Origin of the sequence: Dongia sp. (assembly GCF_041905885.1) — a bacterium.
Lineage (GTDB): Bacteria > Pseudomonadota > Alphaproteobacteria > Dongiales > Dongiaceae > Dongia.
The window spans coordinates 32,307-58,071 of record NZ_JAYRKD010000019.1 but is presented as its reverse complement, the minus strand read 5'-3'; the positions used below and the strand labels follow the sequence as shown (position 1 = coordinate 58,071).

Annotated in this window: 20 protein-coding genes; 10 read left to right on the top strand and 10 right to left on the bottom strand. The window is 65.3% G+C overall.

The genetic code is table 11. The features are described from left to right. Positions 1 to 21 precede the first annotated feature (21 nt). From ACH2CY_RS18480 to ACH2CY_RS18470, 3 genes are all read right to left on the bottom strand, one after another. Positions 22 to 1,671, bottom strand: a complete 1,650-nt coding sequence (locus ACH2CY_RS18480; RefSeq protein ID WP_395020791.1) for a Na/Pi cotransporter family protein — start codon at positions 1,669 to 1,671, stop codon at positions 22 to 24. Between the two features lie 138 nt (positions 1,672 to 1,809). Beyond that, positions 1,810 to 3,300 (bottom strand): leucyl aminopeptidase, encoded by a 1,491-nt coding sequence (locus ACH2CY_RS18475; protein WP_395020790.1) that lies wholly within the window; start codon positions 3,298 to 3,300, stop codon positions 1,810 to 1,812. Positions 3,301 to 3,395: 95 nt separating this feature from the next. Continuing rightward, entirely contained in the window at positions 3,396 to 6,458 is a 3,063-nt protein-coding gene (locus tag ACH2CY_RS18470; RefSeq protein WP_395020789.1) for a phosphoenolpyruvate carboxylase, read from the bottom strand. A 220-nt stretch (positions 6,459 to 6,678) separates the two neighbouring features. Between ACH2CY_RS18470 and ACH2CY_RS18465 the strand changes: the two genes are divergently transcribed. Then, positions 6,679 to 7,206, top strand: coding sequence for a CHAP domain-containing protein (locus tag ACH2CY_RS18465; protein WP_395020788.1), 528 nt, complete (start codon positions 6,679 to 6,681; stop codon positions 7,204 to 7,206). Here ACH2CY_RS18465 and ACH2CY_RS18460 read toward each other — a convergent pair. After that, positions 7,198 to 8,217, bottom strand: a complete 1,020-nt coding sequence (locus ACH2CY_RS18460; protein WP_395020787.1) for an NAD-dependent epimerase/dehydratase family protein — start codon at positions 8,215 to 8,217, stop codon at positions 7,198 to 7,200. The genes ACH2CY_RS18465 and ACH2CY_RS18460 overlap by 9 nt on opposite strands. Positions 8,218 to 8,314: 97 nt before the next feature. Between ACH2CY_RS18460 and ACH2CY_RS18455 the strand changes: the two genes are divergently transcribed. The 4 genes from ACH2CY_RS18455 to ACH2CY_RS18440 all read left to right on the top strand — a co-directional run bounded on the left by ACH2CY_RS18455 (position 8,315) and on the right by ACH2CY_RS18440 (position 13,664). Beyond that, positions 8,315 to 8,974, top strand: a complete 660-nt coding sequence (locus ACH2CY_RS18455) for an ABC transporter substrate-binding protein (RefSeq protein WP_395020786.1) — start codon at positions 8,315 to 8,317, stop codon at positions 8,972 to 8,974. Between the two features lie 102 nt (positions 8,975 to 9,076). Next, a complete protein-coding gene (locus tag ACH2CY_RS18450) occupies positions 9,077 to 11,662 on the top strand; it encodes an MMPL family transporter (protein WP_395020785.1) in 2,586 nt (861 codons plus the stop codon). A 168-nt stretch (positions 11,663 to 11,830) separates the two neighbouring features. Continuing rightward, complete coding sequence (locus ACH2CY_RS18445) at positions 11,831 to 12,019, top strand: hypothetical protein (protein WP_395020784.1); 189 nt, start codon at positions 11,831 to 11,833, stop codon at positions 12,017 to 12,019. Positions 12,020 to 12,164: 145 nt separating this feature from the next. After that, positions 12,165 to 13,664, top strand: coding sequence for a PAS domain S-box protein (locus ACH2CY_RS18440; protein WP_395020783.1), 1,500 nt, complete (start codon positions 12,165 to 12,167; stop codon positions 13,662 to 13,664). A 77-nt stretch (positions 13,665 to 13,741) separates the two neighbouring features. Here the strand turns inward: ACH2CY_RS18440 and ACH2CY_RS18435 are convergent, their stop codons facing one another. From ACH2CY_RS18435 to dxs, 3 genes are all read right to left on the bottom strand, one after another. Next, entirely contained in the window at positions 13,742 to 14,395 is a 654-nt protein-coding gene (locus ACH2CY_RS18435; protein WP_395020782.1) for an ABC transporter substrate-binding protein, read from the bottom strand. A 188-nt stretch (positions 14,396 to 14,583) separates the two neighbouring features. Further along, complete coding sequence (locus ACH2CY_RS18430) at positions 14,584 to 15,204, bottom strand: ABC transporter substrate-binding protein (protein WP_395020781.1); 621 nt, start codon at positions 15,202 to 15,204, stop codon at positions 14,584 to 14,586. Positions 15,205 to 15,219: 15 nt separating this feature from the next. Beyond that, positions 15,220 to 17,139: a 1-deoxy-D-xylulose-5-phosphate synthase gene (dxs, locus tag ACH2CY_RS18425; RefSeq protein WP_395020780.1), complete on the bottom strand. Its 1,920-nt coding sequence runs from the start codon at positions 17,137 to 17,139 to the stop codon at positions 15,220 to 15,222. A gap of 456 nt (positions 17,140 to 17,595) precedes the next feature. On the opposite strand from dxs, the gene ispH reads away from it, so the two are divergent. Next, entirely contained in the window at positions 17,596 to 18,549 is a 954-nt protein-coding gene (gene ispH, locus ACH2CY_RS18420; RefSeq protein WP_395020779.1) for a 4-hydroxy-3-methylbut-2-enyl diphosphate reductase, read from the top strand. A gap of 50 nt (positions 18,550 to 18,599) precedes the next feature. Continuing rightward, positions 18,600 to 19,754: an adenosyl-hopene transferase HpnH gene (gene hpnH, locus ACH2CY_RS18415; RefSeq protein WP_395020778.1), complete on the top strand. Its 1,155-nt coding sequence runs from the start codon at positions 18,600 to 18,602 to the stop codon at positions 19,752 to 19,754. On the opposite strand, the gene ACH2CY_RS18410 is transcribed toward hpnH, so the two are convergent. The 3 genes from ACH2CY_RS18410 to ACH2CY_RS18400 form a co-directional block, all read right to left on the bottom strand. Continuing rightward, positions 19,722 to 20,366, bottom strand: a complete 645-nt coding sequence (locus ACH2CY_RS18410) for a hypothetical protein (RefSeq protein WP_395020777.1) — start codon at positions 20,364 to 20,366, stop codon at positions 19,722 to 19,724. The two genes, hpnH and ACH2CY_RS18410, sit on opposite strands and share 33 nt — an antisense overlap. Before the next feature lie 3 nt (positions 20,367 to 20,369). Continuing rightward, a complete protein-coding gene (gene shc / locus ACH2CY_RS18405; RefSeq protein WP_395020776.1) occupies positions 20,370 to 22,325 on the bottom strand; it encodes a squalene--hopene cyclase in 1,956 nt (651 codons plus the stop codon). Between the two features lie 98 nt (positions 22,326 to 22,423). Continuing rightward, a complete protein-coding gene (locus ACH2CY_RS18400) occupies positions 22,424 to 23,125 on the bottom strand; it encodes a sulfite exporter TauE/SafE family protein (RefSeq protein WP_395020775.1) in 702 nt (233 codons plus the stop codon). Between the two features lie 192 nt (positions 23,126 to 23,317). Between ACH2CY_RS18400 and ACH2CY_RS18395 the strand changes: the two genes are divergently transcribed. From ACH2CY_RS18395 to ccoN, 3 genes are read left to right on the top strand one after another with little or no spacing between them, the layout of a single operon-like run. After that, positions 23,318 to 24,118 (top strand): DUF2189 domain-containing protein, encoded by an 801-nt coding sequence (locus ACH2CY_RS18395; protein WP_395020774.1) that lies wholly within the window; start codon positions 23,318 to 23,320, stop codon positions 24,116 to 24,118. Further along, positions 24,115 to 24,297: a hypothetical protein gene (locus ACH2CY_RS18390; protein WP_395020773.1), complete on the top strand. Its 183-nt coding sequence runs from the start codon at positions 24,115 to 24,117 to the stop codon at positions 24,295 to 24,297. Before ACH2CY_RS18395 ends, ACH2CY_RS18390 begins: the two co-directional genes overlap by 4 nt. Then, on the top strand, positions 24,297 to 25,751 hold the full coding sequence (ccoN, locus tag ACH2CY_RS18385; RefSeq protein WP_395020772.1) for a cytochrome-c oxidase, cbb3-type subunit I: 1,455 nt from the start codon (positions 24,297 to 24,299) through the stop codon (positions 25,749 to 25,751). The genes ACH2CY_RS18390 and ccoN overlap by 1 nt, the downstream gene beginning before the upstream one ends. Positions 25,752 to 25,765: the final 14 nt, after the last annotated feature.

Below are 25,765 nucleotides of genomic sequence, written 5' to 3'. Positions count from 1 at the left end.
CGGGATGTGACGATTCGGAGATCAGGCGTCCTTGAGGCGGGAGGGGCTGAGCTCGCCCTTGGCTTCCAGGATCGGCTGGGCGACCAGAGCGAGATGCGAGTTGATCCGCTTCAGGTCGCGCAGGATGTCGAGGTGCAGACCGCTGGTCTGGATGCTCTCGACGCGGCCCTCGCGCAGGCGCTCGAGATGACTCTCGGAGGCCTGGCGCTCGAGCTCGCGGAAGGCCTGCTTCTCGGCGAAGAGCTTGCGGGCGAGGTCGAGATCGCCGGTCATGAAGACGTTCATGGCAAGCTGCAGGTTGCCGTTGAGGCGGTCGTGGATGCCCTCGATCTCCTCGGCCCCTTCGGGTGAGAATTTCAGCTTGTACTTCACCTTCTTGGCGGCGAGCTCCATCAGGTTCTTGTCGACGATGTCGCCGATATGCTCGAGGTTGGTGGTGAAGGTGATGAGATCGATCACCCGCCGGTGGTCTTCCGGGCTCATGCTCTCGCGGCTGACCTTGGTGAGGTAGAGCTTGATCGCTTCGTTCAAGCGGTCGACCAGGGAGTCGAGGTCGCTGGCCTGCTTGATAATCTTGCGGTCGTCAGAGCGCAGGGCCTGCAGCGATAGGTGCAGGATCTCACCCACCGCATCGCCCATGCGCAGCGCCTCGCGCGAGGCATTGGCCAGCGCGATCGACGGCGAATCCACGGCGCTGGCGGCCAGATAGCGCGGCCGTGCTGGATCGTCGGCCTTGGTGGCATCGGGCATCAGCTTGCGGGTCAGGCGCGAGACTGGGCCGATCAGGCCGATGAAGACCAGGACCAGCACCAGGTTGAAGCCGACATGGAAGTCCAGGATCTGTCGCATCGCGCCGCCGCCGAAATCCGGCAGCAGCGGCAGCAGCGGCACGATCAGCGGCAGCAAGGGCAGGATCGCGATGACGCCGATCCCGCGGAAGACCATGTTGCCGAGCTGGACCCGGCGCGCCTCCGGCGGATCGCCCATCGAAGCCAGCATCGCCATCACGTCGGCGCAGAGATTGGCGCCGAGCACGAAGGCCAGCGCCAGCGGCACCGGCAGGATGCCGATCTTCACCAGCGAGGCGACCAGCAGCACCACCGCGATCGAGGAGGCGCAGAGCACGGTCAGGATGCCGCCGGCGATGACGCCGAAAACGGGCGAGTTGGACATCAGGTTCAGGATCTGCGGCAGCAGCGGCGCCTCGCGGATCGGCTCGGCCGCCTCGGTGATGAGATGCAGCGCCAGCAGCGCCAGGCCGAGGCCGATCCCGGCGCGGCCGAGATCGCGGAGCCGCGTGCTCTCCAGCTTGTTGAACATGATGTAGCCGATGAGGATCAGCGCCGGCGAGAGGATGTAGACCGGCAACGAATAGGCCTGGGTCACCAGGCTGGTGCCGAGATCGGCGCCCAGCATGATCGCCAGCGCCGAGGCCGCGCCCACCATGCCGCGGGTGACGAAGGACGAGGTCAGCAGCCCGGTGGCGCTGGAGGATTGCAGCAGCAGGCTGGTGACGATGCCGGCACCCAGCGCCCGGAAGCGGTTGGTCATCGCCAGCCCGACCCAATGCCGGAGCTGGCTGCCATAGGCGCGCATCACCCCGGTCCGCACCATGCGCAACGACCAGAGCAGCAGCGCGACCGCGCCGAAGAGGTGGAGAAGGAATTCCATGGCTTGTCCAACGCCGCAACGAGGCCGGCGGCTCATTCCCGTTACGAAACGGTGTCACAAAACTGTAACACGACCGGGCGCGAGTCGCGCGAGCGGGAAAGCGACACGTTTCCGTGCGGTTAGGACGGCAAGGAAAGCCTACTCCAGCCCTGCCGCGAACTCCTCCAGCAGCGCGACCGCATAGCCGGTGGCACCGGCGGGCGTGAGCGGGCGGTCCTTGCCGGTGAATTCCTTACTGGCGATGTCGAGATGCGCCCAGGGGCGGTCGGTGACGAAATTCTTCAGCAAGGCGGCGGCATGGGCCGCATCGGCGGATTCATCGTCGGGCGAGTGATGGCGGAAATCCGCGATGCCGGATTCCAGGTTCTGGTCGTAATAGCCGTCGATCGGCAGGCGCCAGAGGCGCTCGCCGGTGGCTTCGCCGGCGCTAGTGAGGCGGCGGTTCAGGCGCTCATCGTTGCAGAAGATGCCGGCGTAGGCGCCGCCGACTGCCGCCATCACGGCATAAGTGAGTGTCGCGAGATCGACGATGCACCGCGGCTTGAAGCGGGTCGCCGTGTAATAGAGCGCGTCGACCAGCACCAGGCGGCCTTCGGCATCGGTGTCGATCACCTCGATGGTGCGGCCGGACATGGTGGTGACGATGTCGCCCGGCTTGTAGGCGGTGGCTGAGGGCAGGTTCTCGACCAGGCCGACGACGCCGACGGCGTTGACCTTGGCCCTGCGTGTCGCGAGGGCGTGGATCGCGCCCACCACCGCGGCGCCGCCGGCCATGTCGCCTTTCATGGTGATCATGCCCGAGGGCTTTTTCAGGCAGAGGCCGCCGGCATCGAAGCAGACACCCTTGCCGACGAAGGCGATCGGGCCTTCTTTCGTCTGCTTTGCGCCGTGGTATTGCAGGACCAGCAACCGCGGCGGGCGTTGCGAGCCGCCGCCGACCGCGAGGAGCGCGCCCATGCCGAGCTTCTTCATCGCCGCGACGTCGAGCACCTCGATCTTCACGCCGAGCTTGGCGAGGCCCTTCATGCGCGCGCCGAACTCTTCCGGGTAGAGCGCGTTGGGCGGCTCGTTGGTGAGGTCGCGGGCGAAATGCACACCCTCGGCCACGGCGGCCAGGCGCTGGTCGAGCTTCTTCGCCTCGGCGGTCTTGGCCGTGACCAGCGTGGCGCCGGTCAGCAGCTTGGGTTTGTCGGGTTTGTCCTGGGTGAGGTACTTGCCGAAGCGGTAGTTGCGCAGGCGAATCCCCAGCGCCAGGTTGGCGGCGAGCTCCCCCTCGCCGAGCGGCGTCCCCTTCGGCAAGTCGATCAGCAGGTCGGCTTCCGGCTCATGCACCGCCATCAGCCGCGCGGCGATGGCGCCGCCGAGGCTGCGGGCGTTCCTGGCGCTCAACTCCTTCGGTGCGCCGGCGCCGGCGATCAGCACCCGGCGCGGGCCATCCTTGGCCGGGGCGATGAGCTCGATGATCTGCTCGCGCTTGGCCTTGAAGGCCGGGGCGGTGACGGCGCGGGCAATGGCACCGCCGAGCTGGGTGTCGAGCACCAAGGCCCGCGCGCCGAGCTTGCCGCCCTCCGGCACGAGCACGGCGATGACGGCGGCGGCCGACGGTTTCGGCTGGTAGGCGACCTGCATGGGAATCCCCTGACTCTCGTTCTTTGCCAGGGGTTATCGCAAATCGGCGCCCGGATGGCGATCCGGTAAAATCGATAGGGAGGGGGCGCCGCCCCCTACCCCATCGCGCCGATGGTGTGCGTGACGCCCGAACTGACCCGCAGGATCAGGGTGTAGAGACCAGCGATCGGCTGGAAGATCCGGGCATGCTCGCGTTCGTAGGTCTGGGTCCAGTCGCCGACATAGGTCGCGATCTCGCCGAAGTCGCCTTCGAACTTGGTCTCCTCGACCTTCGGGAAGATGGTCGCGAGCTTGCGCATCGCGTCATCGATCTCGAGGTGGAAGATCTTGGTGAGCAACTGCTCGCGGGTGATGTTGTGCTGCTGCGAGAAGTCCGGGACATGGATCGCCAGGCTGAAGATCCGCATGATCAGCGCGATGCGGATGCCGTGCAGCACCCGCAGGTTGGCGCGGACCTCGGCGTCAATCTTCGGCTTCGGCAGGCCGACCAGCGCCAGCCCGTCGCGCAGGTCCATCATGTCGCGCTGGAACACGCGGTAGATCTTGGCCAGCCGGTTGTAGACGTTCTCATGCTCCAGGTGCTCGGCGACCGCGCGAAGGCCGTGCGCCTCGTCCGGGTCCTTGACCTGGGCGGCGCGGCTGAGCCACTGGCCGGGATCATAGAGGTCGATATAGGACTTCAAGGCTTCGAGATCGGTGAACTCGAGGGCCCATTCGACCATGCCCAGCAAGCGGCGCAGGCGCGGGCTTGCCTTGTAGACGCGCTGGAACCGCTCGGGATCGCGGACGATCGCCTCGCCCATGCCGCCGACGGTGTTCGCCAGCAAACCCATCTGCTGCAGGATGCCGTTATGCGGGATCGCCCGCATCTGCGAGGGGTGCGTGAGGTTCAAGCGCTGCTCGACGCCGTCCTGCTGGCGCCGGATCGGCCGCGACCCGCTGACGAACAAGAGGTTGCCGCCGAAGGTGTCGAGCAGGGTCGCATAGGCCGGATCGTCCATCACCCGCTCGTTGAAGCGGCGGACCGTGATGAAGGTCTCCTTGATATAGTCTTCCTCGGCCTTGTAGGCGACGTCGGCCTCGGTGGTGTGGGAGGGCAGCTCCAGCGTGTATTCGAGGATGCGCGTGACCGAGGCCAGCGCCATGTCCGGAGTCACGAAATACATATAGCCGTCGCCGCCCTGGAAGCTCGCCTCCTCCTTGCAGCGCACGCCGTTGACCGCGAACTGGTGGCGGCTGACCGGCGAGGCCACATATTCGAGGCGGGCGCGGAAATCTTCCGGATGGCCGCCGCGGCCGATCGATTCACCATGGGTGTCGAAGACCACCAGCTCGATATCGGTGAAGCCCCGGTCCTTCAGCAGCTCGCCCAGCTTCAGGCGCAGCCATTCGACCGAGATCGCCGCCACCGTCTGGCCGAGATGCCGGCCCGCATCGGAGAAGCCGGTCTGGATAGAGAGCCGGCCGCGCTTCCTCACATAGGCCGCGAAAGTCGGGTTCTGCAGGCATTCGTCGATGACGCGGATGCCGCGCTCGAAGGCCTTGGTGGTCTCGAACAGCGGCGAGATATCGACCTTGTGGTCGACGCCGAACAGCCTGGCGAAATAGAGCGCCGCCATCAGGGTCAGCGAGGTCTCGCATTCGGCGATCAGGAAACGGACCGGCGTGGTCGCGTCGATGTATTTCAGCATCTGCGCGACCAGCATGAACAAACGCTTGGCCGACGTGCGCTCCGCCAGGATCGAGGCGAAGTTGATCTTCACCGGCTTCACGTCATGGGCGAGCTTGGTGACACTCGCCATGTAGGAGCGCTTGTGCGCCGGGTCGTCGGGCGCCGCTTCCATGCCGATCAGGTTGCGGATCGCGTTGTGGATCTGCACCGAGTTCAGCCGCACATGGGTATGCGCGAGGCCGAGGCCGTGGTTGGCGAGCTCGGCGCGCAGGATCAGCAGCTTACGCAATGCCGCCGGCGCCTCGGTCATGGCCATGGCGCGCTCGACCAGCTCCAGGAGCTGGACGGATTCGATCAGGCGCAGGTCGCGGCCGCTGTGCATGCGCTTGGCGATGCGCTTCACCTCTTCGACCCAGCTCTCCTGGTCCTGGGCGCCGCCGCGGAAAACCTCCATCTCGTCCCGCGCCTCGTTGATCGCCATGGCGAGGCGGCTTTCGATCAGGTCCATGAGATGGATGAGATCGACATTGCCGCGGTTCTGGCGGTAGATCGCGCGCAACTCCTCGACGGTCGCGCGGTAGCGCTCGAGCTGCAGCACCTGGACCTTGAGGCGCTTCAGAAGCGTGTCGGACCAGCGGATGTCGGAGCGGCCGTCGAGGTCGTAGCCGACCCAGGAGGCGATGGTGAGCAGTCGCGGCGAGAGCTGCTGCCAGTCCTCGGGATAGAGCTCGGCCGCGACCTCGAAGGCGATCTCATAGGCGCGGCGCAGCGCCCTGTGGGTATTCTCGATCGCCAGCAGCGAGAGCTCATGCTCGTAGGTAAGGTCGAGCTTCTCGGCTGGACGATGCTCGACCGCGCGCGCCTGCGCGAGGAGACGATTGCGCTCCTTGGCGGAAAGCTTCTTGCCATCGACATCGCGGTCGATGGCAAGCTCGGCCAGCGCCTGCATCATCGGCTTGGACTGGCTGAAGGTCGGATGCGCGGTGAAGACGATGCCGAACAGCTCGCGCTCCAGCAGCGCCCGGAACTGCGCGAAGGACTTTGCCGCCTTCCTACTCTTGCCTTCGATTCCCGCGGCCTGGCGGAACACCAGGCGCAGGCGCTCCTCATTCTTCTTAGCGTCATGCTCGCCGAGATAGCGGGAGATGCGTTCGGCGCGGTGCTCGTAGGCTTCGGCGGAAATGTGCTGGATCAGATCCTCGATCGAGCCCAGTTCGAGCTTCTCGGCATCGAGCTTCTTGCCGAGCTCCAGCGCCAGCAGCTTCACGGTGTTGCCGAAGGGGTTGCGCTCACGCAGTTTCGAGAGTTCGCCCATCAGGTCGCGGAGCTCGCTCTCCGCGCGCGCGGCATCGAAGGACTTGGTCGGCGCGAAGACCCGAGCGAGCGGCAGGAGACCCTCGTCGAGCTTCACCGACGGGCCGGTCGATTTGCGCGGGGCCGGGGTGCTGCGCAAGGCCATGTCGGTTGCTCGCTTCTGCTTTGCCATCTCACCCTCCACCCGCACGCCCTTGGGCCGGCCGCAACCGGCTCGTTCCCCCATCTCACCGCATCGCAGCAATCTAGATCGCTGCGATGCGGAATACTGCTGCTTTTTCCGGGGCGAGGATGGTCTGGCTGCGACACCGCCAAGCGATCCGGCGGCGCAGCTCTAGGGCGCAAGCACCTGAAACTAGGCGGTTTCAGCAGATGTCGTTACACTTATCCACATGTTCCCGAGTCGCCCCAGCCCCTTATTCTTTGGAAGGATCGTCCTGCTCGCCCTGGTTTTGGCGGGCTGCGGCACCCAGCAAGCCTCCCGGCCCGCGCCGGTCGGGCCGGTGCCGGGCGTGGTCGATGACCAGCTCGGCGGCTCCTGCGTGCTCTATGCCCGGGCGGCCTCCGGGATCGACCTGCGGGGCGATGCCTGGAACTGGTGGGGCCTGGCGGCCGGCCGGTATCTGCGCGGCAACATGCCGGAGGCCGGCGCGGTGCTGGTCCTGGGGCAGACCGACCGACTGAAGCTCGGCCATGTCGCAGTGGTGCGGCAGGTGATCGACAGCCGCGACATCCTGGTCGATCACTCGAACTGGGTCCCCGGCCGGATCATCACCGGCATGCAGGTGCAGGACGTCTCGCCGGAGAACGACTGGACCCAGCTCCGCTTCTTCAATCCGCAATATGGGGTGTTCGGCTCGATCTATCCGGCCGACGGGTTCATCTACCAGATGCCGCCCCTGGTGCCGACTTCAGGCTAGTTGCGGCCTCAGATCGCGGCGCAGCAGGCCGCGGGTCTGCAAATCGACCACCGCATCCTGCAGCGATTGCCGCAGCGGCCGCGTGTGCCAGCCAAGCTCGCGCCGCGCCTTGCGAGAGTCGAAAGCCATCGAAGAGCGTGCCAGGACGACCCCGGTCAAGGGCGCGATCGGCGGCCGCTTGGTGAGGCGCGAGAGACCCTCGCTGATCCAGCCGGCGACATAGGCCAGCGCATAGGGCACGCGGGTGCGGGCGATCGGCAGCCCGGTCATCTCGCGCAAGAGATCGAGCACATGGCCCAGGGCGAGATTTTCACCGCCGAGGATATAACGCTCGCCGATCCGGCCGCGCTCGGCGGCCAGCAGATGGCCGTTCGCCGCGTCGCGGGCATCGACCAGGTTGAACTCGCAATCCAGATAGGCAGGGGTCGCGCCGTTCAGGAAACCGATCAGCATGCGCGTGGGCGGCGTGATCAGGCCGTCGCCGGGACCGACCGGCATGGTCGGGTTGACGATGACGACCGGAAGCCCGGCCTTCGCCGCGCGGAGCGCCTCGCGCTCGGCCAGGTATTTCGAGCGGCAATAGGCGCCCCAGACGTCATCGATCGCGAGATCGACGCTCTCGTCAATTAGCGCCGCGGCCTCGCCGTTGCGGGCATGGATGTTCTTCAGGATGGATTCGGTCGAGGTGTAGACGACGCGCTCGACACCCGCCTTGGCCGCTGCCTCGAGGACGCGGCAGGTGCCCTCGTAATTCACCTCGTGGAAGGTCCTGGGATCGGGGGCCCAGAGATTGGGGTTGGCGGCCAGATGGAAGACGAGTTGCACCCCTTCGACGGCGCTGGCCATGGTCGCCCGGTCGAGGATCGAGCCCTTGCGGACCTCGACGCCGGCCGGCGCATCCGGCCAATCCTGCAGGTCGAGAACGCGCACGTCGTAGCCGCGCTGGGCCAGCAAAGTCGTGAGGTGACGGCCGATGAAGCCGCAGCCACCGGTCACAAGTGCCGTCCCCACCCCGCTTCCTCTCATCCCGCGACTACCCTATTCTCCCCCGGCGATGTACCGATATCCAACGCGCCACCCGCAGGGATTCTTCCCAGTTGTGCTGCCAATGGTCCTGGTGACCATTCTGGCCACCGGACTGCTTAAAGCCGTATTACCGGCCCCGTTCCTATCCGCACGGGCCGATTCGCCCGCCAAATCCGAACCCGCTGAAAGCTATATTGCGGGCTTTTTCCGGGCAACGGTCGAAACCGCCGTCGCTCCGCAATCCGACGAATACGCGACAAAGGCCGTCAAAGGGCTGCTGCTGCGCTCGATTCGTCTGGATGAGACTGCCCGATACATGCTTGGCCGGCTCTGGCCCACCGACAACAACGAAGCGGGCAGCCGGTTCCAGGCAGACTTCCAGGATTTTGTCGCCGAGGCGGTCACCACCGGCCTGCGCGCCAACCCGACACTGGCGCTGGAGGTCAAAGGCAGTCGCAGCCGCGACGACGGCAGCACGCTGGTTCTGAGCATGCTGACCCTGCCTTCAGGCACGGCGCTGCCGGTCGATTGGCTGGTGATCGCGGACCCGACCAATGGAACCTTCCAAATCACCGATATCACCGTCGCGGGAATCAACGCGGCGATGGCGTTGCGCAGCATGACGGAAGCTTCCCTGGCCGAGACCGATATCGATGGCCTGATCCCGAGCTGGCGTACCGCGCTCGCCCGCCACCAGCAGCGCTCGATGGCCGGCGCCGACGGCGCCAACGCCCCACAGTGACAAGCCTCTAATGGTCTGCTAGAGCGGGTTTGCCTTGCTCGATACAGGCGGAATCGTCCGTGAGCGCAAATTGCTGAAAACCAAGAAAAGGCTCGCCGCCTGATGCTGGAATCCGTCGTCTTTCGCGCGGTCACCTGGTGCGAGCGCCGCGCCGCCGTGGTGGTCGGCGCCATGCTGCTGGCCGCCGTCCTGGCCGGCGCGTTCGTGGTCCATGCCTTCAAGATGGACACCGACACCGCGAACATGATCTCGCCCACCCTGCCCTGGCGGCAGCAGGTGGCGCATTTCAACGAGCTCTTCCCCCAGAACACCGGCCTCCTGGTCGTGGTGGTCGACGGCAAGACACCCGACGCCACCGAAGACGCGACCGCGGCCTTGTTCGAGAAGATGCTGAGCCGGACCGATCTCTTCATGTCGGTGCGGCGGCCCGATGGCGGGCGTTATTTCGAGCAGCACGGCCTGCTCTATCTGAAGAAGGACGAGGTGCAGAAGATCGCGGATTCCGTGATCGAGGCGCAGCCCTTCATCGGCAGCCTTACCGCAGATCCGAGCCTGCGCGGGTTGTTCGACACGCTGTCTACCTTCGTCCACGGCGTCGAGAGCAATGCGGTGCCGATCAGCCGGCTGGAGAAGCCGCTGGCGGCAATCTCGCGCACGCTGTCCGACGGCCTGGCGGGCGGCAAGCAGCCGCTCTCCTGGCAGACCCTGCTGATCGATCGGCAGGCCGACCAGAACACCTTGCGCCACTTGATCCTGGCCCAGCCGAACCGCGACTTCAGCGCGCTGAAGCCCGGCGCGGTGGCCAGCCAATATGTGCGCGACCAGATCAAGGAGCTCGCTCTCGCGGATACCGGCGTCACCGTGCGCCTGACCGGCCCGGTCGCCTTGAACGACGAGGAGTTCGGCACGGTCGCCGAGGGCATGGGCCTCGCTTTGGTCGTCTCGGTCGCCCTGGTGCTGCTGTTCCTGTTCGCGGCCCTGCGCTCGGTGAAGCTGATCTTCGCCACCTTCGCGACCCTGATCGTCGGGCTGCTGCTCACCTTCGCCTTCGCCTTTCTCACCATCGGGTCGCTGAACCTGATCTCGGTCGGCTTCGCGGTGATGTTCATCGGCCTCTCGATCGATTTCGGCATCCAGTTCGGGGTGCGCTACGGACAGGAACGGTTCGAGCATGGCGAGGCCGGGGCCCTGGGCCGCACCGGCGGCGCGATGGCGCGGCCGCTGTCGCTGGCCGCCGCGGCGATCGCGCTGGGCTTTGCGGCCTTCATCCCGACCGCCTATCGCGGCGTCTCGGAGCTGGGGCTGATCGCGCTCGCCGGCATGGCGATCACGCTGGTGCTGAACTTCACCCTGCTGCCGGCCCTGCTCACGGTGCTGAAGCCCAAGGGCGCGCCGCGCGAGATGGGCTTTGCCTGGGCCGCAGGCGTGGACGCCTTCCTGCTGAAACGGCGCTGGCTGGTGGTCGGCGTCTGGACCCTGATCACGGTTGCGGGCCTCGCCTTGAGCCCGCGCCTCACCTTCGACTTCAATCCGCTGCACTTGAAGGATCCCAACGTCGAATCCATGGCGACCATGCTGGACCTGATGCGCGATCCCCTGCGCACGCCCTACGAGTCCGAGCTGCTGGCGCCCGACATCAAGACCGCGACCGAGATAGCGGCGAAGCTGAAGCAGCTGCCGGAGGTCTATGCGGTGATCACCGCGCAGTCGCTGGTGCCGCAGGACCAGAAGGAGAAGCTGGCGATCCTCTCGGATCTCAACGACCTGATGGGCCTCAGCCTGGATCCGGTCTCGGTGCGCGAGCCCCCGACCGACGACGAGGTGCGCGCCTCGCTGCGGCGCTGCGCCGAGAAGCTGCGCCAGGCGATGGCCTCGTCGGAGATCGCCATGGGTCTCGCGCGTTTGCTGGACCAGGCGGCCGAGGCCGATCCCGCGCTCTATCCGCAGCTGAAGCGCATGCTGGTGGATGGGCTGATGCCCCGCCTCGCCGCGCTCAAGGCGGCGATGACCGCGGGCGAGGTCACGCTCGACAGCCTGCCGCCGGAAGTGAAGCGCGACTGGATCGCCGTCGACGGGACGGCGCGGATCGCGGTCTTCCCGAGTGGCGACGACAACAACAGCGAGAACCTGGCGAAATTCGTCGCGGCCCTGCGCGGGGTCGCGCCCGACGTGACCGGCCCGGCGGTGCAGATCTATGAATCCGGCCGCGCGGTCTCGGACGCCTTCCGCACGGCAACTCTCACGGCGCTGATCACCGTGACGCTGCTGCTGTTCCTGGTGCTGCGGCGGGTACGCGATGTACTCTACGCATTGGCGCCGCTGGTGGCGGCCGGCGGCTCTGTCATCCTGGTGATGGTCGTGTTCGGCATGCCGCTCAACTTCGCGAACATCATCGCCCTGCCGCTGCTGCTCGGAATCGGCATCGCCTTCGACATCTATTTCGCGGTCAACTGGCGGCGCGGCGTCGAGCATCCGCTGTCGACAGCAACGGCCCGCGCGGTCCTGTTCAGCGCGCTGGCGACCGGCTCCTCCTTCGGCGGATTGGCGGTCTCCAACCATCCGGGCACGGCCAGCATCGGCGCCTTGCTGTTGCTCGGACTGGCGGTGGTGCTGGCGACGATCTTCACCTTGATGCCGTCCCTGATGGGCCGGCCGCCGGTCCCCGCGTCTTCAGACAAGCAGAATTGAGTGCCGTCTGGGAATTTACACATATTTTTCGCGATTGCGCGTAAAAATATTATAAATTGAAGGGCTTATGCGACGTCCTGCCCCGCTGACGGAGGCCAGGCTCAGCTGTATATACCCGTCGTCGCGGCGCGCCACACAGGCGATCCGCCAGCCCCTCAAGGAACCTCAATGTCCCCCGACATCCATATCGCCGCCGCCGCCAGCCAGCTCACCCGCGCTCTGTTCAGCGAGACGCAAATGCAAGGCAGCGTGGTCGCGGATGAGAATGTTCTCGAAGTGGCGGTGCTCGGAATATGGCCCGGCATCAAGCTCCAGTCCTTCGCCGGCTATGACGTAACCTGGCGCGAAGTGGCGTAAGGTATCTGACATTTCCGCTTGCTACGGCAGGCTCATAGCTACACTTTTCGTTAGCAAGACCTCATCGATTGCTTACGCTTTTTTAAGACAACAGTCTTAACTTAAGTCAAGTCGGGCCCCCGGCAGGCAACCTTGAGGAATGTCCATGGCACTGTCCCTTTTCGGCGGCGAAGATCGCGCCCGCCTGGCCGCGCTCGACAAGTCGCAGGCCATCATCGAGTTCAACATGGACGGCACAATCATCCGTGCCAACCCCAACTTTCTGAACGCCATGGGCTATGCCCTGGAGGAGATCCAGGGCAAGCACCACAGCATGTTCCTGGAGCCTGGACAGAAAGAGAGCGCCGAATACCGCGCCTTCTGGGAAAGGCTCAATCGCGGCGAGTTCCAGGCGGCGCAGTACAAGCGGATCGGCAAGGGCGGCCGCGAGGTCTGGATCGAGGCCTCCTACAATCCCCTGCTGAACGGCAGCGGCAAGCCGTACAAGGTCGTTAAATTCGCGACCGACGTCACGGAACAGAAGCGGCTCTTCGCCGACCTCAAGGGCAAGGTCGAAGCGATCGGCCGCTCGCAGGCGGTGATCGAGTTCGAGCTCGACGGCATCATCATCACCGCCAACGAGAATTTCCTCGCCACGATGGGCTACAGCCTGGCGGAAGTTCAAGGCAAGCATCACAGCATGTTCGTCGATCCGGCTTACCGCAACAGCGCCGAGTACAAGCGCTTCTGGGAATCCCTGCGCGAGGGCAAGTTCCAGGCGGCGCAGTACAAGCGCCTGGCCAAGGGCGGTCGCGAGGTCTGGATCGAGGCCTCCTACAATCCTGTGCTCGATCTCAACGGCCGCCCGTGGAAGGTGGTGAAGTTCGCCACCGATATCACCGAGAGCAAGGCGCAGAGCGGGCGCGCGCTGCAATTCGTCAACGACGTGAAATCGGTCGTGCAGGAGGTTGCTTCCTCTGCGCAGCAGATGGAGACGACCGCCCAGGCGCTGGCCTCGACTGCGACCGATGCCGACCACAAGTCATCGACCGTGTCGGCCGCCGCGGAAGAGCTGGCCGCCTCGGTCGGCGAGATCTCGCGGCAGATCAGCGAATCCTCGCGCGTCGTCGGCATCGCCGTCGCCGGCGCGCGGAAGTCCGAGGAGATGGTGACCCAGCTGGTCGCCGCCGCCCAGAAGATCGGGGAAGTGACCCGCATCATCACCGACATCGCCAGCCAGACCAACCTGCTCGCGCTCAACGCCACGATCGAGGCCGCGCGGGCGGGCGAAGCCGGCAAGGGCTTCGCGGTGGTGGCCTCCGAGGTTAAATCGCTGGCGACCCAGACCGGCAAGGCGACCGAAGAGATCCAGCAGCAGATCAAGGACATCCAGGATTCGAGCCAGGTCACCGCGGAATCCATTTCGGAAATCGGCAAGATCATCGCCCAGGTGAGCGAGATCTCGACCTCGATCTCCGGCGCGGTCGAGGAGCAGTCCGCCGCGACCAAGGACGTCTCCACCAACATCCACGGCGTCACCGAGGCGGCCCAGGAAACCGGGCACTCGTCCTCGACGATGCTGAACGTGGCGCATGCACTCTCGGAGAGCGCCGGCGGCTTGGACCAGAAAGTGGACGCCTTTCTGGCGAGCATTCGCGCGGCTTAGCGCCACCCCCGAGAATCAAGAATCAAAAAGCCCGGGCACTGCCCGGGCTTTCTTCTTTGCGGAGAGGAAGGGCCGCCTTACGCGCCGCCCTGGAGCTGCTTGATCTTGTCTTCGAGGACGGACTTCAGCTTCTTCACGCCGCCGTCGCGCAGCGAACCGGCGAACTCGGAACGCAGCTGGGCCAGCTGGGAGATCGAGCCGTTGTAGTAGACGTCGGTCACGTGCCAGTTGTCGCCCTCGCCCTTCATCAGATAGGAGAGTTCCACCGGCTCCTTGTCCTTGCGGATCAGCTTGGTGATGACCAGGACACGGCCACCATCGCGCTCCTTGGAATCGGCGATCTCGAAGGTCTCGCCGCCATAGCCGTTGAAGCGCGCGGCATACATTGTGGTCATGTAGCGGCCGAACACCTCGACCATGGCCTTCTGGTCTTCCGGGGTCGCGTCGTTCCACATCGGGCCGACGGCGATCTTGGTCATCGACGGCACGTCGAAGACGGCGCTCAGGACCGGGGCGAGCTTGTCGTAGCGGCCCTGGAACTTCAGTGCCTCGGCATTCTTCATCACCTCGATCAACGCGTTGTCGAGGCGCTGCACCGGGCCGACCGGCGCCGCGGCCTGCGCGGCACTGGCGGCCTGCGCCGGCACCGCGGGCAGAGCGAGCAGCGTGGGCATGGCCAGGGCCGAAACAGCGATACCGGCCAGCAACAGGCCACGACGAACCAAACGCATGTTGAACTCCATCTCTGTCCGTGGGTCGTCTTCCGATCCCTGAGGATCCCCTGGAAGACCTTACGCGTGGATTACTACGTGAAACTTAGATGGCAACCTGCCAATCCAGTCTCAAGAACCCGTGAATCCCGGTCGCGGGCGGCAATTGGCCGCAGGCGGCTTTCGCTGGGTCTGGATTCTCAGCGCGGCTAGGCGGCCTGCTTCAACTGCTCGACCTTCTTATCGAGCACCTGGATGAGGGCATCAACGCCGCCCTTCTGAAGCGGTTCCGAAAATTCCGAGCGCATTTGCGTCAACTGCGAGATAGCGCCGGCGAGATAGACATCGATCACCTGCCAGCCTTCTGCACCCTTGCGGAAGAGGTAGTTGAGCTCGACCGGCTCGCCATCGGACTTCACGATCGTGGACAGGACCAGTACCCGGTCATTGGGCACCTGCTTGGTCTCGCCGACCTTGAACTGGACGCCCTTGTCGGCCTTGAAGCGCGAGGCATAGGTGCTGACGGTGTATTTGTCGAAGGACAGCAGCACCGCGTTCTTCTTTTCGGTGGTGAGCGTGGTCCAGTAGCCGCCTATGGCGATCTTGCACATGGTGGTGATGTCGAAGACCTTGTGGATCACCGGCTCCAGCTTCTGGTAGCGGCCGTCGAAGCCGAGCTTCTCGCCGTCCTTCATCGTCTGCGACAGCGCGTCGTAGAGCGACTGGACCACCGCGGCGGGCTCCGCTCCGTCGGCGCGCGCCGCCCCGGCGGCCATCAGCGAGACCGCGCTCAACGCCAGGGCGCCGAACCGACGACGCGTGATCATCATCCCCTGACCCTACCCTTAAGCCCTGGCGACGGCTTCGGAGACGCCGAGTGCAGCCAGCGCCTGCGACACGATGTGACGGGCGTTGAGGCCGGCCACGTCATACTGCTTCGCGGGCGCGTCGTGATCGATGAAGATGTCGGGCAGCGTCATCGGGCGTAATTTGACGCCGGATTCCAGCAGGCCCGCCTGGGCGAGATCGTGCATCACATGGGTGGCGAAGCCGCCGATCGAGCCTTCCTCGATGGTGATCAACACCTCATGCTCGCGGGCGAGACGGCGCACCAGCTCGCTGTCCAGCGGCTTGCAGAAGCGCGCATCGGCAACGGTGGTCGAAAGCCCCTTGGCGCCGAGCTCGTCGGCCGCCTTCAGCACTTCCACCATGCGGGTGCCGTAACTCAGCAGCGCCACCTTGGTGCCTTCGCGGATGATGCGGCCCTTGCCGATCGGCAGGACCTCGCCGCGGGAAGGCAAATCGAGGCCGATGCCTTCGCCGCGCGGGTAGCGGAAGGCGGAGGGGCGATCGTCGATGGTCGCCGCGGTCGCCACCATGTGCATCAGCTCCAGCTCGTCCGACGGCGCCATCAGCACGAAGTTCGGCAGACAGCCCAAATAGGCGATGTCGAAGCTGCCGGCATGCGTGGCGCCGTCGGCGCCGACCAGGCCGGCGCGGTCCATGGCGAAGCGCACCGGCAGCGATTGGATCGCCACGTCATGCACGATCTGGTCATAGGCGCGCTGCAGGAAAGTGGAGTAGATCACCGCGAAGGGCCTCATGCCTTCGGTCGCCATGCCGGCGCAGAAGGTGACGCCGTGCTGTTCGGCGATCGCGACGTCGAAGCAGCGCTTCGGGAATTCCTTGCCGAAGGCATCGCATCCGGTGCCGCTGGGCATCGCGGCGTTGATCGCGACGATGCGGTCGTCGACCTTGGCTTCGGCGATCAGCGCCTTGGCGAAGACCGAGGTGTAGCTCGGCGCCTTGGGCGTGGACTTCGCCTGGGCGCCGGTCGCGACGTCGAACTTGACCACGCCGTGGTACTTGTCTGCCGACTTCTCGGCCGGGGCGTAGCCCTTGCCCTTTTGCGTCACGACATGGACCAGGACCGGGCCCGGCTCTTCGGAATTCCTGAGGTTCTGCAGCACCGGCAGCAGATGGTCGAGATTGTGGCCGTCGATCGGGCCGACGTAATAGAAGCCGAGCTCCTCGAACAAGGTGCCGCCGCCGGAGATGATGCCGCGGGCATATTCCTCGGCCCGCGCCGCCACTTCCTGCAGGCGCGGCGGCAGGATCTTCGACATGTCCTTGGCGATCGTGCGCAGCGAGCGGAACGGCGTCGAGGTCAGCGAACGCGAGAGATAGGCGCTCAAGGCACCGACCGGCGGCGCAATCGACATGTCGTTGTCGTTCAGGATCACGATCAGCCGGTTCTTCATCGAGCCGGCGTTGTTCATCGCCTCATAGGCCATGCCGCCGGTCAATGCGCCGTCGCCGATCACCGAGATGACGTTGCGCTTGCGCCCCATCAGGTCGCTGGCCACCGCCATGCCGAGGCCGGCCGAGATCGAAGTCGAGCTGTGCGCGGCGCCGAACGGATCGTATTCGGACTCCGAGCGCTTGGTGAATCCGGAGAGCCCCCCGCCCTGGCGGATGGTGCGGATCCGGTCGCGGCGGCCGGTCAGGATCTTATGCGGATAGGCCTGGTGGCCGACATCCCAGATCAGCCGGTCATAGGGGGTGTCGAAGACGTAGTGAATCGCGGTGGTCAGCTCGACCACGCCGAGGCCGGCGCCCAGATGGCCACCGGTGACCGAAACCGCGTCCACGGTCTCGCGGCGCAGCTCATCCGCCAATTGACGGAGATCAGAGGGATCGAGCTGGCGAAGCTGGGCCGGGGTGGTGACACGGTCTAGGAGCGGTGTCTTGCTGGGTGCGGTCACGCTGCGGCTTCCTTTTATCCGACTCGGGAGGCTCCCCCGGGGTATGCCGTTTCCCCGAAGAATCGCGGGCTTATAGGTGAAGGCCAGGATAAACGCCAGTCCGGAACTTGTCCCTGCCCCTTAAGTCTCACGAATACTTGACCAATTTAGTTGCCTATTTATGGCGTTAATTGGCGGAATGTGTTGCATTGCAGCAACGATAGGTGATTCGGGATAGGCAGTCATGTCGATTTTGTGTAAGACGACAGCCTGTCCAGGAACCTACACAAGTGGCTGCGGGTTCCCCGGGCGAAGAGAACCTGTGTGATTTTGGCTCCACAACGAGCCGGCAGGTTTGCGACAGTTACTTTGGTTTCGTTGACTGCGGCGCTGGGGAAATCTCCAGGGACTTCGAGACTAACCACCCTCACGCCAACCCTGGGGGGCGCCTGTCTTGCGGATCGGACGGATTGAATGATGCGAGTGGTCTTGGCCCAACCGCGCGGCTTCTGCGCCGGCGTCGAACGGGCGATTGAGATTGTTGAGCGGGCGATCGAGAAATTCGGCCCGCCGGTCTACGTGCGGCATGAGATCGTGCACAACCGGCACGTGGTCGAGAGCCTGCGCGCCAAGGGCGCGATCTTCGTCGAAGAGCTGGACGAAATTCCCGAGGGCAAGATCGCGATCTTCAGCGCACATGGCGTCTCCAAGGCGGTCGAAGGTGCGGCGCGCGAGCGCGGCCTGATGGTGGTCGACGCCACCTGCCCGCTGGTCTCGAAGGTCCATACCGAAGGCCGCCGTTACGCGAGCCAGGGCCGCGAGGTGATCCTGATCGGCCATGCCGGCCATCCCGAGGTCGAGGGCACGATGGGCCAAGTGCCCGGCGGCGTGCATCTGATCTCGACGCCGGAAGACGTCGCGACGCTGAATGTGGCGAACCCGGAGCAGTTGGCCTTCGTTACCCAGACGACCTTGAGCGTGGACGATACCAAGGACGTGATCGACGCGCTGCGCCAGCGTTTCCCGAAGATCGTCGGGCCGGACACGAAAGACATCTGCTACGCGACCCAGAACCGTCAGAAGGCTGTCAGGGAACTCGCGCAGGAAGTGGACTTGATCCTGGTGATCGGTGCGCCCAATTCGTCGAACTCGAATCGCCTGAAGGAAATCGCCGAGGAACTCGGCGTTGCAAGCTATCTGATAGAGAACGCCGACCAGCTGAAGCCGGAATGGCTGACCCGCGCCAAGGCGATCGGCGTCACAGCCGGCGCTTCGGCGCCGGACATCCTGGTCCAAGATGTGGTAGAGCGCTTGCGCCAGCTCCACGGCGTCGAGCTCGAGATGATGAACGGCGTGGCGGAGAACGTAAGGTTCCGCCTGCCGCCGGAGCTATCGGACGGGGAAGAACGACATGTCGGAGCGGCCCAGTAATCGGGCCCGTGACGTGTGCATGAAATTGGATTGAGCTAGGAGAGAGTACCTTGGCAGTTCCGTTGCAGCAGGCCATTCGCGTTGGCTCTTATGTCGTGAAGCAGCACCTGATGGGGCGCAAGCGCTACCCGCTGGTGCTGATGCTGGAGCCCCTGTTCCGCTGCAACCTCGCTTGCGCCGGCTGCGGCAAGATCGACTACCCGGCCGAGATCCTGAACCAACGCATCTCGGTCGCCGACGCGCTCCACGCCGCCGAGGAATGCGGCGCGCCGGTGGTCTCGATCGCCGGCGGCGAACCGCTGCTGCACAAGGAGCTGCCGGAGATCGTCGAGGGGCTGATCAAGCAGAAGCGCTTCGTCTATCTCTGCACCAATGCGCTTCTGCTCGAGAAGAAGATGCATCTCTACAAGCCCAGCCCCTACTTCACCTGGTCGGTGCATCTCGACGGCTCGAAGGAAGAGCACGACAAGTCGGTCTGCCAGGACGGCGTCTACGAGAAGGCGGTCGAGGCGATCAAGCTGGCCAAGGCCGCCGGCTTCCGCTGCAACATCAACTGCACCTTCTTCGACGGCACCAGCGCCGATCGGGCGGCGAGCTTCTTCGACGATGTGATGGCGATGGGCGTGGACGGCATCACCGTCTCGCCGGGCTACGCCTATGAGCGCGCGCCCGACCAGCAGCACTTCCTGAACCGCCGCAAGACCAAGCAGCTGTTCCGCGACATCCTGGGCAAGGGCAACGGCGGCAAGAAGTGGGAGTTCAGCCAGTCCTCGCTGTTCCTCGACTTCCTGGCCGGCAACCAGACCTATCACTGCACGCCCTGGGCCAACCCGACCCGCAACGTGTTCGGCTGGCAGCGGCCCTGCTATCTGCTCGGCGAAGGCTATGCGAAGACCTTCAAGGAGCTGATGGAAGACACCAAGTGGGACGACTACGGCGTCGGCAACTACGAGAAATGCGCTGACTGCATGGTCCACTCGGGCTTCGAGGGCACCGCCGTCGCCGACGCGATCAAGCATCCGCTGAAGGCGCTCAAGGTTTCCCGTCAGGGCGTCGCCGTCACCGGCGAGATGGCGCCGGACATCCCGCTCGATAAGCAGCGCAAGGCGGAGTATGTCTTCTCGCGCCATGTCGAGAAGGCGATCGAGGACATCCACGCCCAGAAAGAGGCGCTAGCGAAGCAGCGCCGCCCGGCCGCGGAGTAGACTCTTCAGCGCGCTGTTGGTCTGCAGGGCGACGCGGATCAATCCTGGCAGTTGCGAAGGATCGCGCAGCAAGGCGCCGACGACGGCGCCTGTCCGCGGCTGGCCTTGCTTATCCAAGCCGACCAGCACCGCCGGCGGCAGGCTATCCCCGGCCCGATCGGCGATCGCCCGGATCACGATGAACGGCAGATGGTTGGCATGCGCAGCATCCGCCACCCAGTGGCTCTCCTGATCGATGCAGGCGGCCCCTGAATCGCGATGCAGCATCGCCTTCTGCTCGGCAGTGGCGGCGATCCGCGTGCTGCCCACCACGTCGGCGACGCGGGCGCTGGTCAGATGCGTGGTCAGATGGGCCAGCCATTTCTGGTCGACCGGTACGCGGAGCCCGTCGGTGGTGCGGACGGCGCCGCCGATGACGAGATCGCCGGGCTTGAGGCTCGGATCGAGCGCGCCGGCGATGCCGAAGCTGACCAGGCGATCCGCTCCGCGCGAAATCAACGACTCGATGCCGGCGCGCGTGGCGCCCGCGTCGCCCCCTGCCGAAATGGTGAGCGCATCGGCGCCGAAGATCCGGGCCTCGCTCGCCATGCCGGTGACGATGCCGAGGGGCATGCGCTAGAGACCGTGCATCACGTGGGTTGAGTTGCCCTGCTTCAGGTTCCGGTAGCGCGCCAGAGCCCAGAGCGGGAAGAAGGCGCGGTAGCCGTGATAGCGCAGATAGAAGACGCGCGGGAAGCCGACCGCGGTGAACTCGTCCTCGTCCCAGAGACCGTGATCGGCCTGGGTGGATGAGATGAACTGGATGCCGCGCCGGGTCGCCTCGGAATCGACGTCGCCCGCCGCCATCAGGCCGAGCACCGCCCAGGCGGTCTGCGAGGGCGTCGAGACCGGGCCTTCGCCGCGCGGCTTGTCGTCCCAGTAGCTGTCGCCGCTCTCGCCCCAGCCGCCATCGGCACGCTGCTTGCTTTCCAGCCACCGCACCGCCTTGCGCATCGCCGGATGATCATGCGGCAGTCCGATCGCGTTCAGCGCGGTCAGCACCGACCAGGTGCCATAGACATAGTTGGTGCCCCAGCGGCCGAACCAGCTGCCGTCGGCCTGCTGATCGCGGATCAGGTAATCGACCGCGGCTTGGACGCGCGGATCGTCGAGCTTGTAACCGAGCTGCGCCAGCATGCCGAGGCAGCGCGCCGAGACGTCCGCGGTCGGCGGATCCAGCAGCGCGCCGTGATCGGCGAAGGGGATGTGGTTCAGGTAGTAGTATTCGTTGTCGGCATCGAAGGCGCCCCAGCCGCCGTTCTTGCTCTGCAGGCCGAGCACCCATTCGGCGCCGCGCTCGATCGCCTCCTTGCTTTCCGCATGGTTGAAGCGGTCGAGCGCCATCACCACGACCGCCGTGTCATCGACATCGGGATAATGCGGGTTGGCATATTGGAAAGCCCAGCCGCCCGGGCGCACGTTGGGGCGCGCCGAGGCCCAGTCGCCGACCACGTCCTTGATCTGGTTCTGGCGCAGCCATTCCATCGAAGGCTTCAGACGCTCGGCCGCCTCGCCGCCAACCTCGAGCAGCGCATGCGCCGCAAGGCCCGTGTCCCAGACCGGCGAGAGGCAGGGCTGGCAGTAGGCGCGGTCCTCCTCGATCACCATCAGCTTCTCGATCGACTTCTCGGCGATCGCGCGATCGGGGTGATCCTTCGCATAGCCCAATGTGTCGAACATCATCACGCTGTTGGCCATGGCCGGGTAGATCGCACCCAAGCCGTCCTCGCCGTTCAACCGTTCGGTGACCCAGGCGACGGCCTTGTTCAGGGCTTTCTCGCGGCCGCGCTTCGGGAACAGCCAGTCGGTACCCCGGAGCACACGGTCGACGCCACGGAAGAAGGCCGCCCAGGCGCCTTTGCGGTTCATGTTGTACCAGTTCGTCACCTGCTCCGGCGGCACGGTGAAGAGTTCCTGGATATCGACCCGCTTCGGGTTGCGCGCCTGCGGCTTCTTGGTCATCAGCACCAACAGCGGCACGATCACGGTGCGCGACCAGTAGCTCACCTTGTCGAGCGTGACCGGGAACCACTTGGGCATGTTGATGAGCTCGATCGGCATCACCGGCACGGCGCGCCATGGCACCTGTGCGTAGAGCGCGAGCTGGATCAAGGTGAAGATGTTCGAGGTCCTGGCGCCGCCGTAGGCGAGGATCGCCTCGCGGGCGCGGCGCATGTAATCCGCGTTGATGTCCTCGCCGCAGATCTTCAGGCAGTAATAGGCCTTCACGCTGGCCGATATATTGAAGGCGCCGCCGTGGTAAAGCGGCCAGCCACCGTGCTCGCCCTGGATTGACTTCAGATAGCGGACGATCTTGCGCTCGACTTCGGTGTCGATCTCATCGACGGAGTTCGCGAGGAAATGCTTCAGCAGGACGTATTCGGCCGGAATCGTCGCATCGGCTTCCAGCTCAAAGGCCCAATGGCCGTCGTCATGCTGGCGCGCCAACAGCGCGTCGGTCGCGCGGCCGATCGACTTCTCCAGGTTGGCGACCAGGCTTGCGCCGAGATCGGTGGCAAGGTCAGCGTTCATCATTAAGGTTTGTTAAGGATTCACGAATTTGCGCCGGAGAATGCGCGAAACCCCAGGCCATTGCAATGGCCCGCAACCTCTTGCCAGACCTGCAGAAATCACGCGATTCCGGCGACCTGCCAGGCCATCGCCAGCAGAACCACAGCATTGACCGCGGCGATCACCGGCATGGCCTTGCGGGCGAGTTCGCGCCAATGCGCGGCGGCGCCGTGGCCGAGCCATCCGATCGCGATCAGCATCGGCATGGTGCCGAGCACGAAGCCCAGCATGCCCATCGCCGCGGCGATCGGGTTCGCCGTGGCGGCGGCGGCCCCGAGCGCCGCATAGAGCAGGCCGCAGGGGAGAAAGCCTAGCAATGCGCCGAGCGCATAACCCCGCATGCCGAAGGGCCGGGCGAACAGGCCGCGCGCGCGGTGGAGGAAGCCGGGCGCGGGCGCGCCGACAGCACCAAACCCGCGCAACGCCTGGAACAGAAACAAGCCGGCGGCGCCGGCCAGCAGCACTGCCGGGACCCAGCGCAGCTGGTCCAGCCGGCTCAAGAGCCCGATCGGGGCCGCGAGCAGCATGCCGAGCGCGATGTAGGTCGTGCCCCGGCCGAGGTGGTAGGGCAGCAATGTTGCGCCGGAGACACGACTGAGCTCGGCCCGCGCCCCGACCTGGGCCAGGACGAAGGGGCCGCACATGCCGGCGCAGTGCCCGGCGCTGCCCACGAGGCCGGCCAAGAACAGGGCCAGGATCAGCGGCGCGTTGTCGCGGAGCGCCACCTGGCAATGCGCGGCGATGATCGCGATTGAGTCCAAAGTCCCACTTTCCGCAGCGGCGCCCTTGATCTCTCCTTTCCCAGAGGGGGAAGGAGATGGCCGGAGCTGCGACAGTCTGTCTGGCCTATTCTGCGTCGGCGGCGCGCCGCTGGAATTGACTCAAGTCAACGACGCCTCGGCCGTCCGCTCCTAACCTCAAGTTCGAATCACGCTGTCGCAAGAGGTTAGGCCATGGGGGAGAAGCTGATCGGGCCGGCGCTCGATGCCGAGTATGCCGGACTGGTCCTGCCGATCAACCGCGTTGACGTCGAGATGCCCTGGGGCTGGCTGCGCCGGGGCTGGCAGGATTTGTCGCGCGCCCCCGAGGTTAGCCTCACCTTCGGGGTGATCATCGCCGCGATCAGCGTGGTAATCATTTACGGCCTGTGGCGGCAGGACTACCTCGCCTATTCCTTTCCGCTGGCCTCGGGCTTCATGTTCGTGGCGCCGTTCCTCGGCATTGCCTTCTACGAGATCAGCCGGCGCCTGGAGATGGGCGCGTCGATCCGCTTCCATGACATCGCCACGGCCTGGTCCAAGCGCCCCGGCCCACTCTTCACCCTCGGCCTGGTCATGATGCTGCTCCAGGTGCTCTGGATGCGGATCGCGATGCTGGTCTACGCGCTGTTCTTCGGCCCGCAGCCGGTCGAATGGGAGAACTTCATCCTCACCATCCTGACCACGACCGACGGGCTGATCTTCCTGCTCGCCGGCAGCGCGGTCGGCGGCGTGCTCGCCGCGCTCTGCTTCGCGATCGGCGTCGTCTCCTTTCCCCTGCTGCTCGACCGCGACGTCGGGACGGCGCAGGCGATCGCCACCTCGATTGCCGTCAGCGTCGCCAACTGGCGCGTCCTGTTCGGCTGGGGCGCGCTGATCGTGCTGTTCACCGGCGCCGGTCTCGTCACCGGCTGCCTCGGCCTCATCGTCACCCTGCCGTTGATCGGCCATGCCAGCTGGCATGCCTATCGCGACCTCGTTGGAGAAGGAACATGAACATCGGGAAATTCATCGGCGGCGGCGTTCTCGCCATCGTCGGCATCCTCGGCCTCTTCCTCAGCGCCCGCAGCCATGATGCGGCATTTTCGCTGTTCGGCCTGCTGCTCTTCGTCTTCGCGATCCTAGTCGTGTTCCGCTTCATCACGCTTGCTACTGCGCCTAAAGGGGGCCACTGATGTCCGCCACAGCACTCGCTGCTGCCGACAGCCCGTATAACGAACGGGTCGTCCGACAATTCACCATCGCCACCCTGTTCTGGGGGGTGGTCGCGTTCCTGGTCGGCGTGGTGATCGCGCTGCAGCTCGCCTTCCCGATCTTCAACCTCGGCCTGGAATGGACCACCTTCGGGCGCCTGCGGCCGGTCCACACCTCGGCCGCGGTCTTCGCCTTCGGCGGCAATGCACTGTTCGCGACCAGCCTCTATGTCGTGCAGCGCACCTGCCGGGCGCGCCTGTTCGGCGGCGACGGCCTGGCCGAGTTCCTGTTCTGGGGCTACCAGCTCTTCATCGTGCTGGCCGCCAGCGGCTACGTGCTCGGCATCACCGAAGCCCGCGAATATGCCGAGCCCGAGTGGTACACCGATCTCTGGCTGACCATCGTCTGGGTCACCTATCTGCTGGTCTTCCTGGGCACGCTGATGAAGCGGAAGGAGCCGCATATCTATGTGGCGAACTGGTTCTATCTCGCCTTCATCGTCACCGTGGCCGTGCTGCATCTCGGCAACAACATGTCGGTGCCGGTTTCCTTCCTCGGCACCAAGAGCTATTCGCTGTTCTCCGGTGTCCAGGACGCGATGCTGCAGTGGTGGTATGGCCATAACGCGGTCGGCTTCTTCCTGACCGCCGGCTTCCTCGGCATCATGTACTACTTCGTGCCGAAGCAGGCCGAGCGCCCGGTCTATTCCTACCGGTTGTCGGTCGTGCACTTCTGGTCGCTGATCTTCCTCTACATCTGGGCCGGCCCGCACCATCTGCACTACACCGCGCTGCCGGAATGGACGCAGTTCCTCGGCATGACCTTCTCGGTGATGCTGTGGATGCCCTCCTGGGGCGGCATGATCAATGGACTGATGACGCTCTCCGGCGCCTGGGACAAGCTCCGCACCGATCCGGTGCTGCGCTTCCTGGTCACCTCGGTCGGCTTCTACGGCATGTCGACCTTCGAGGGCCCGGTGATGTCGATCCGCTCGGTCAACTCGCTCAGCCACTACACCGACTGGACCATCGGCCACGTGCATTCCGGTGCGCTCGGCTGGGTCGCCTTCGTCAGCTTCGGCGCCGTCTACTACCTGGTGCCCAAGCTCTGGAACGTCGCGCGGGTCTATTCGGTCCGCCTGATCGAGTGGCACTTCTGGCTCGCCACCATCGGCATCGTTCTCTACATCACGCCGATGTGGATCAGCGGCATCATGCAGGGCCTGATGTGGCGCGCCTATGACGATCTCGGCTTCCTGCAGTTCTCCTTCGTCGAGACCGTGGCCGCGATGCACCCCTACTACATCGTCCGTGCCCTCGCCGGCGTCCTGTTCCTCTCAGGCGCGCTGGTGATGGTCTACAACATGTGGCGCACGGCGCGCGGCGACGTCCGGACCGAGACCAAGCTCGGTGCCGCCGTCACCGCCACCGCGTGACCGGAGCAATTCCA

Excerpts from the sequence above, each read along its gene's own strand:
- ACH2CY_RS18445 (WP_395020784.1), top strand. The coding sequence starts at position 11,831 with ATGTCCCCCGACATCCATATCGCCGCCGCCGCCAGCCAGCTCACCCGC.
- shc (WP_395020776.1), bottom strand. The coding sequence starts at position 22,325 with ATGAACGCTGACCTTGCCACCGATCTCGGCGCAAGCCTGGTCGCCAAC.
- ACH2CY_RS18440 (WP_395020783.1), top strand. The coding sequence starts at position 12,165 with ATGGCACTGTCCCTTTTCGGCGGCGAAGATCGCGCCCGCCTGGCCGCG.
- ispH (WP_395020779.1), top strand. The coding sequence starts at position 17,596 with ATGCGAGTGGTCTTGGCCCAACCGCGCGGCTTCTGCGCCGGCGTCGAA.
- ACH2CY_RS18470 (WP_395020789.1), bottom strand. The coding sequence starts at position 6,458 with ATGGCAAAGCAGAAGCGAGCAACCGACATGGCCTTGCGCAGCACCCCG.
- ACH2CY_RS18430 (WP_395020781.1), bottom strand. The coding sequence starts at position 15,204 with ATGATGATCACGCGTCGTCGGTTCGGCGCCCTGGCGTTGAGCGCGGTC.
- ACH2CY_RS18395 (WP_395020774.1), top strand. The coding sequence starts at position 23,318 with ATGGGGGAGAAGCTGATCGGGCCGGCGCTCGATGCCGAGTATGCCGGA.
- ACH2CY_RS18410 (WP_395020777.1), bottom strand. The coding sequence starts at position 20,366 with ATGCCCCTCGGCATCGTCACCGGCATGGCGAGCGAGGCCCGGATCTTC.
- ccoN (WP_395020772.1), top strand. The coding sequence starts at position 24,297 with ATGTCCGCCACAGCACTCGCTGCTGCCGACAGCCCGTATAACGAACGG.
- ACH2CY_RS18390 (WP_395020773.1), top strand. The coding sequence starts at position 24,115 with ATGAACATCGGGAAATTCATCGGCGGCGGCGTTCTCGCCATCGTCGGC.
- ACH2CY_RS18480 (WP_395020791.1), bottom strand. The coding sequence starts at position 1,671 with ATGGAATTCCTTCTCCACCTCTTCGGCGCGGTCGCGCTGCTGCTCTGG.
- ACH2CY_RS18465 (WP_395020788.1), top strand. The coding sequence starts at position 6,679 with ATGTTCCCGAGTCGCCCCAGCCCCTTATTCTTTGGAAGGATCGTCCTG.
- ACH2CY_RS18475 (WP_395020790.1), bottom strand. The coding sequence starts at position 3,300 with ATGCAGGTCGCCTACCAGCCGAAACCGTCGGCCGCCGCCGTCATCGCC.
- ACH2CY_RS18455 (WP_395020786.1), top strand. The coding sequence starts at position 8,315 with ATGGTCCTGGTGACCATTCTGGCCACCGGACTGCTTAAAGCCGTATTA.
- ACH2CY_RS18450 (WP_395020785.1), top strand. The coding sequence starts at position 9,077 with ATGCTGGAATCCGTCGTCTTTCGCGCGGTCACCTGGTGCGAGCGCCGC.
- ACH2CY_RS18435 (WP_395020782.1), bottom strand. The coding sequence starts at position 14,395 with ATGCGTTTGGTTCGTCGTGGCCTGTTGCTGGCCGGTATCGCTGTTTCG.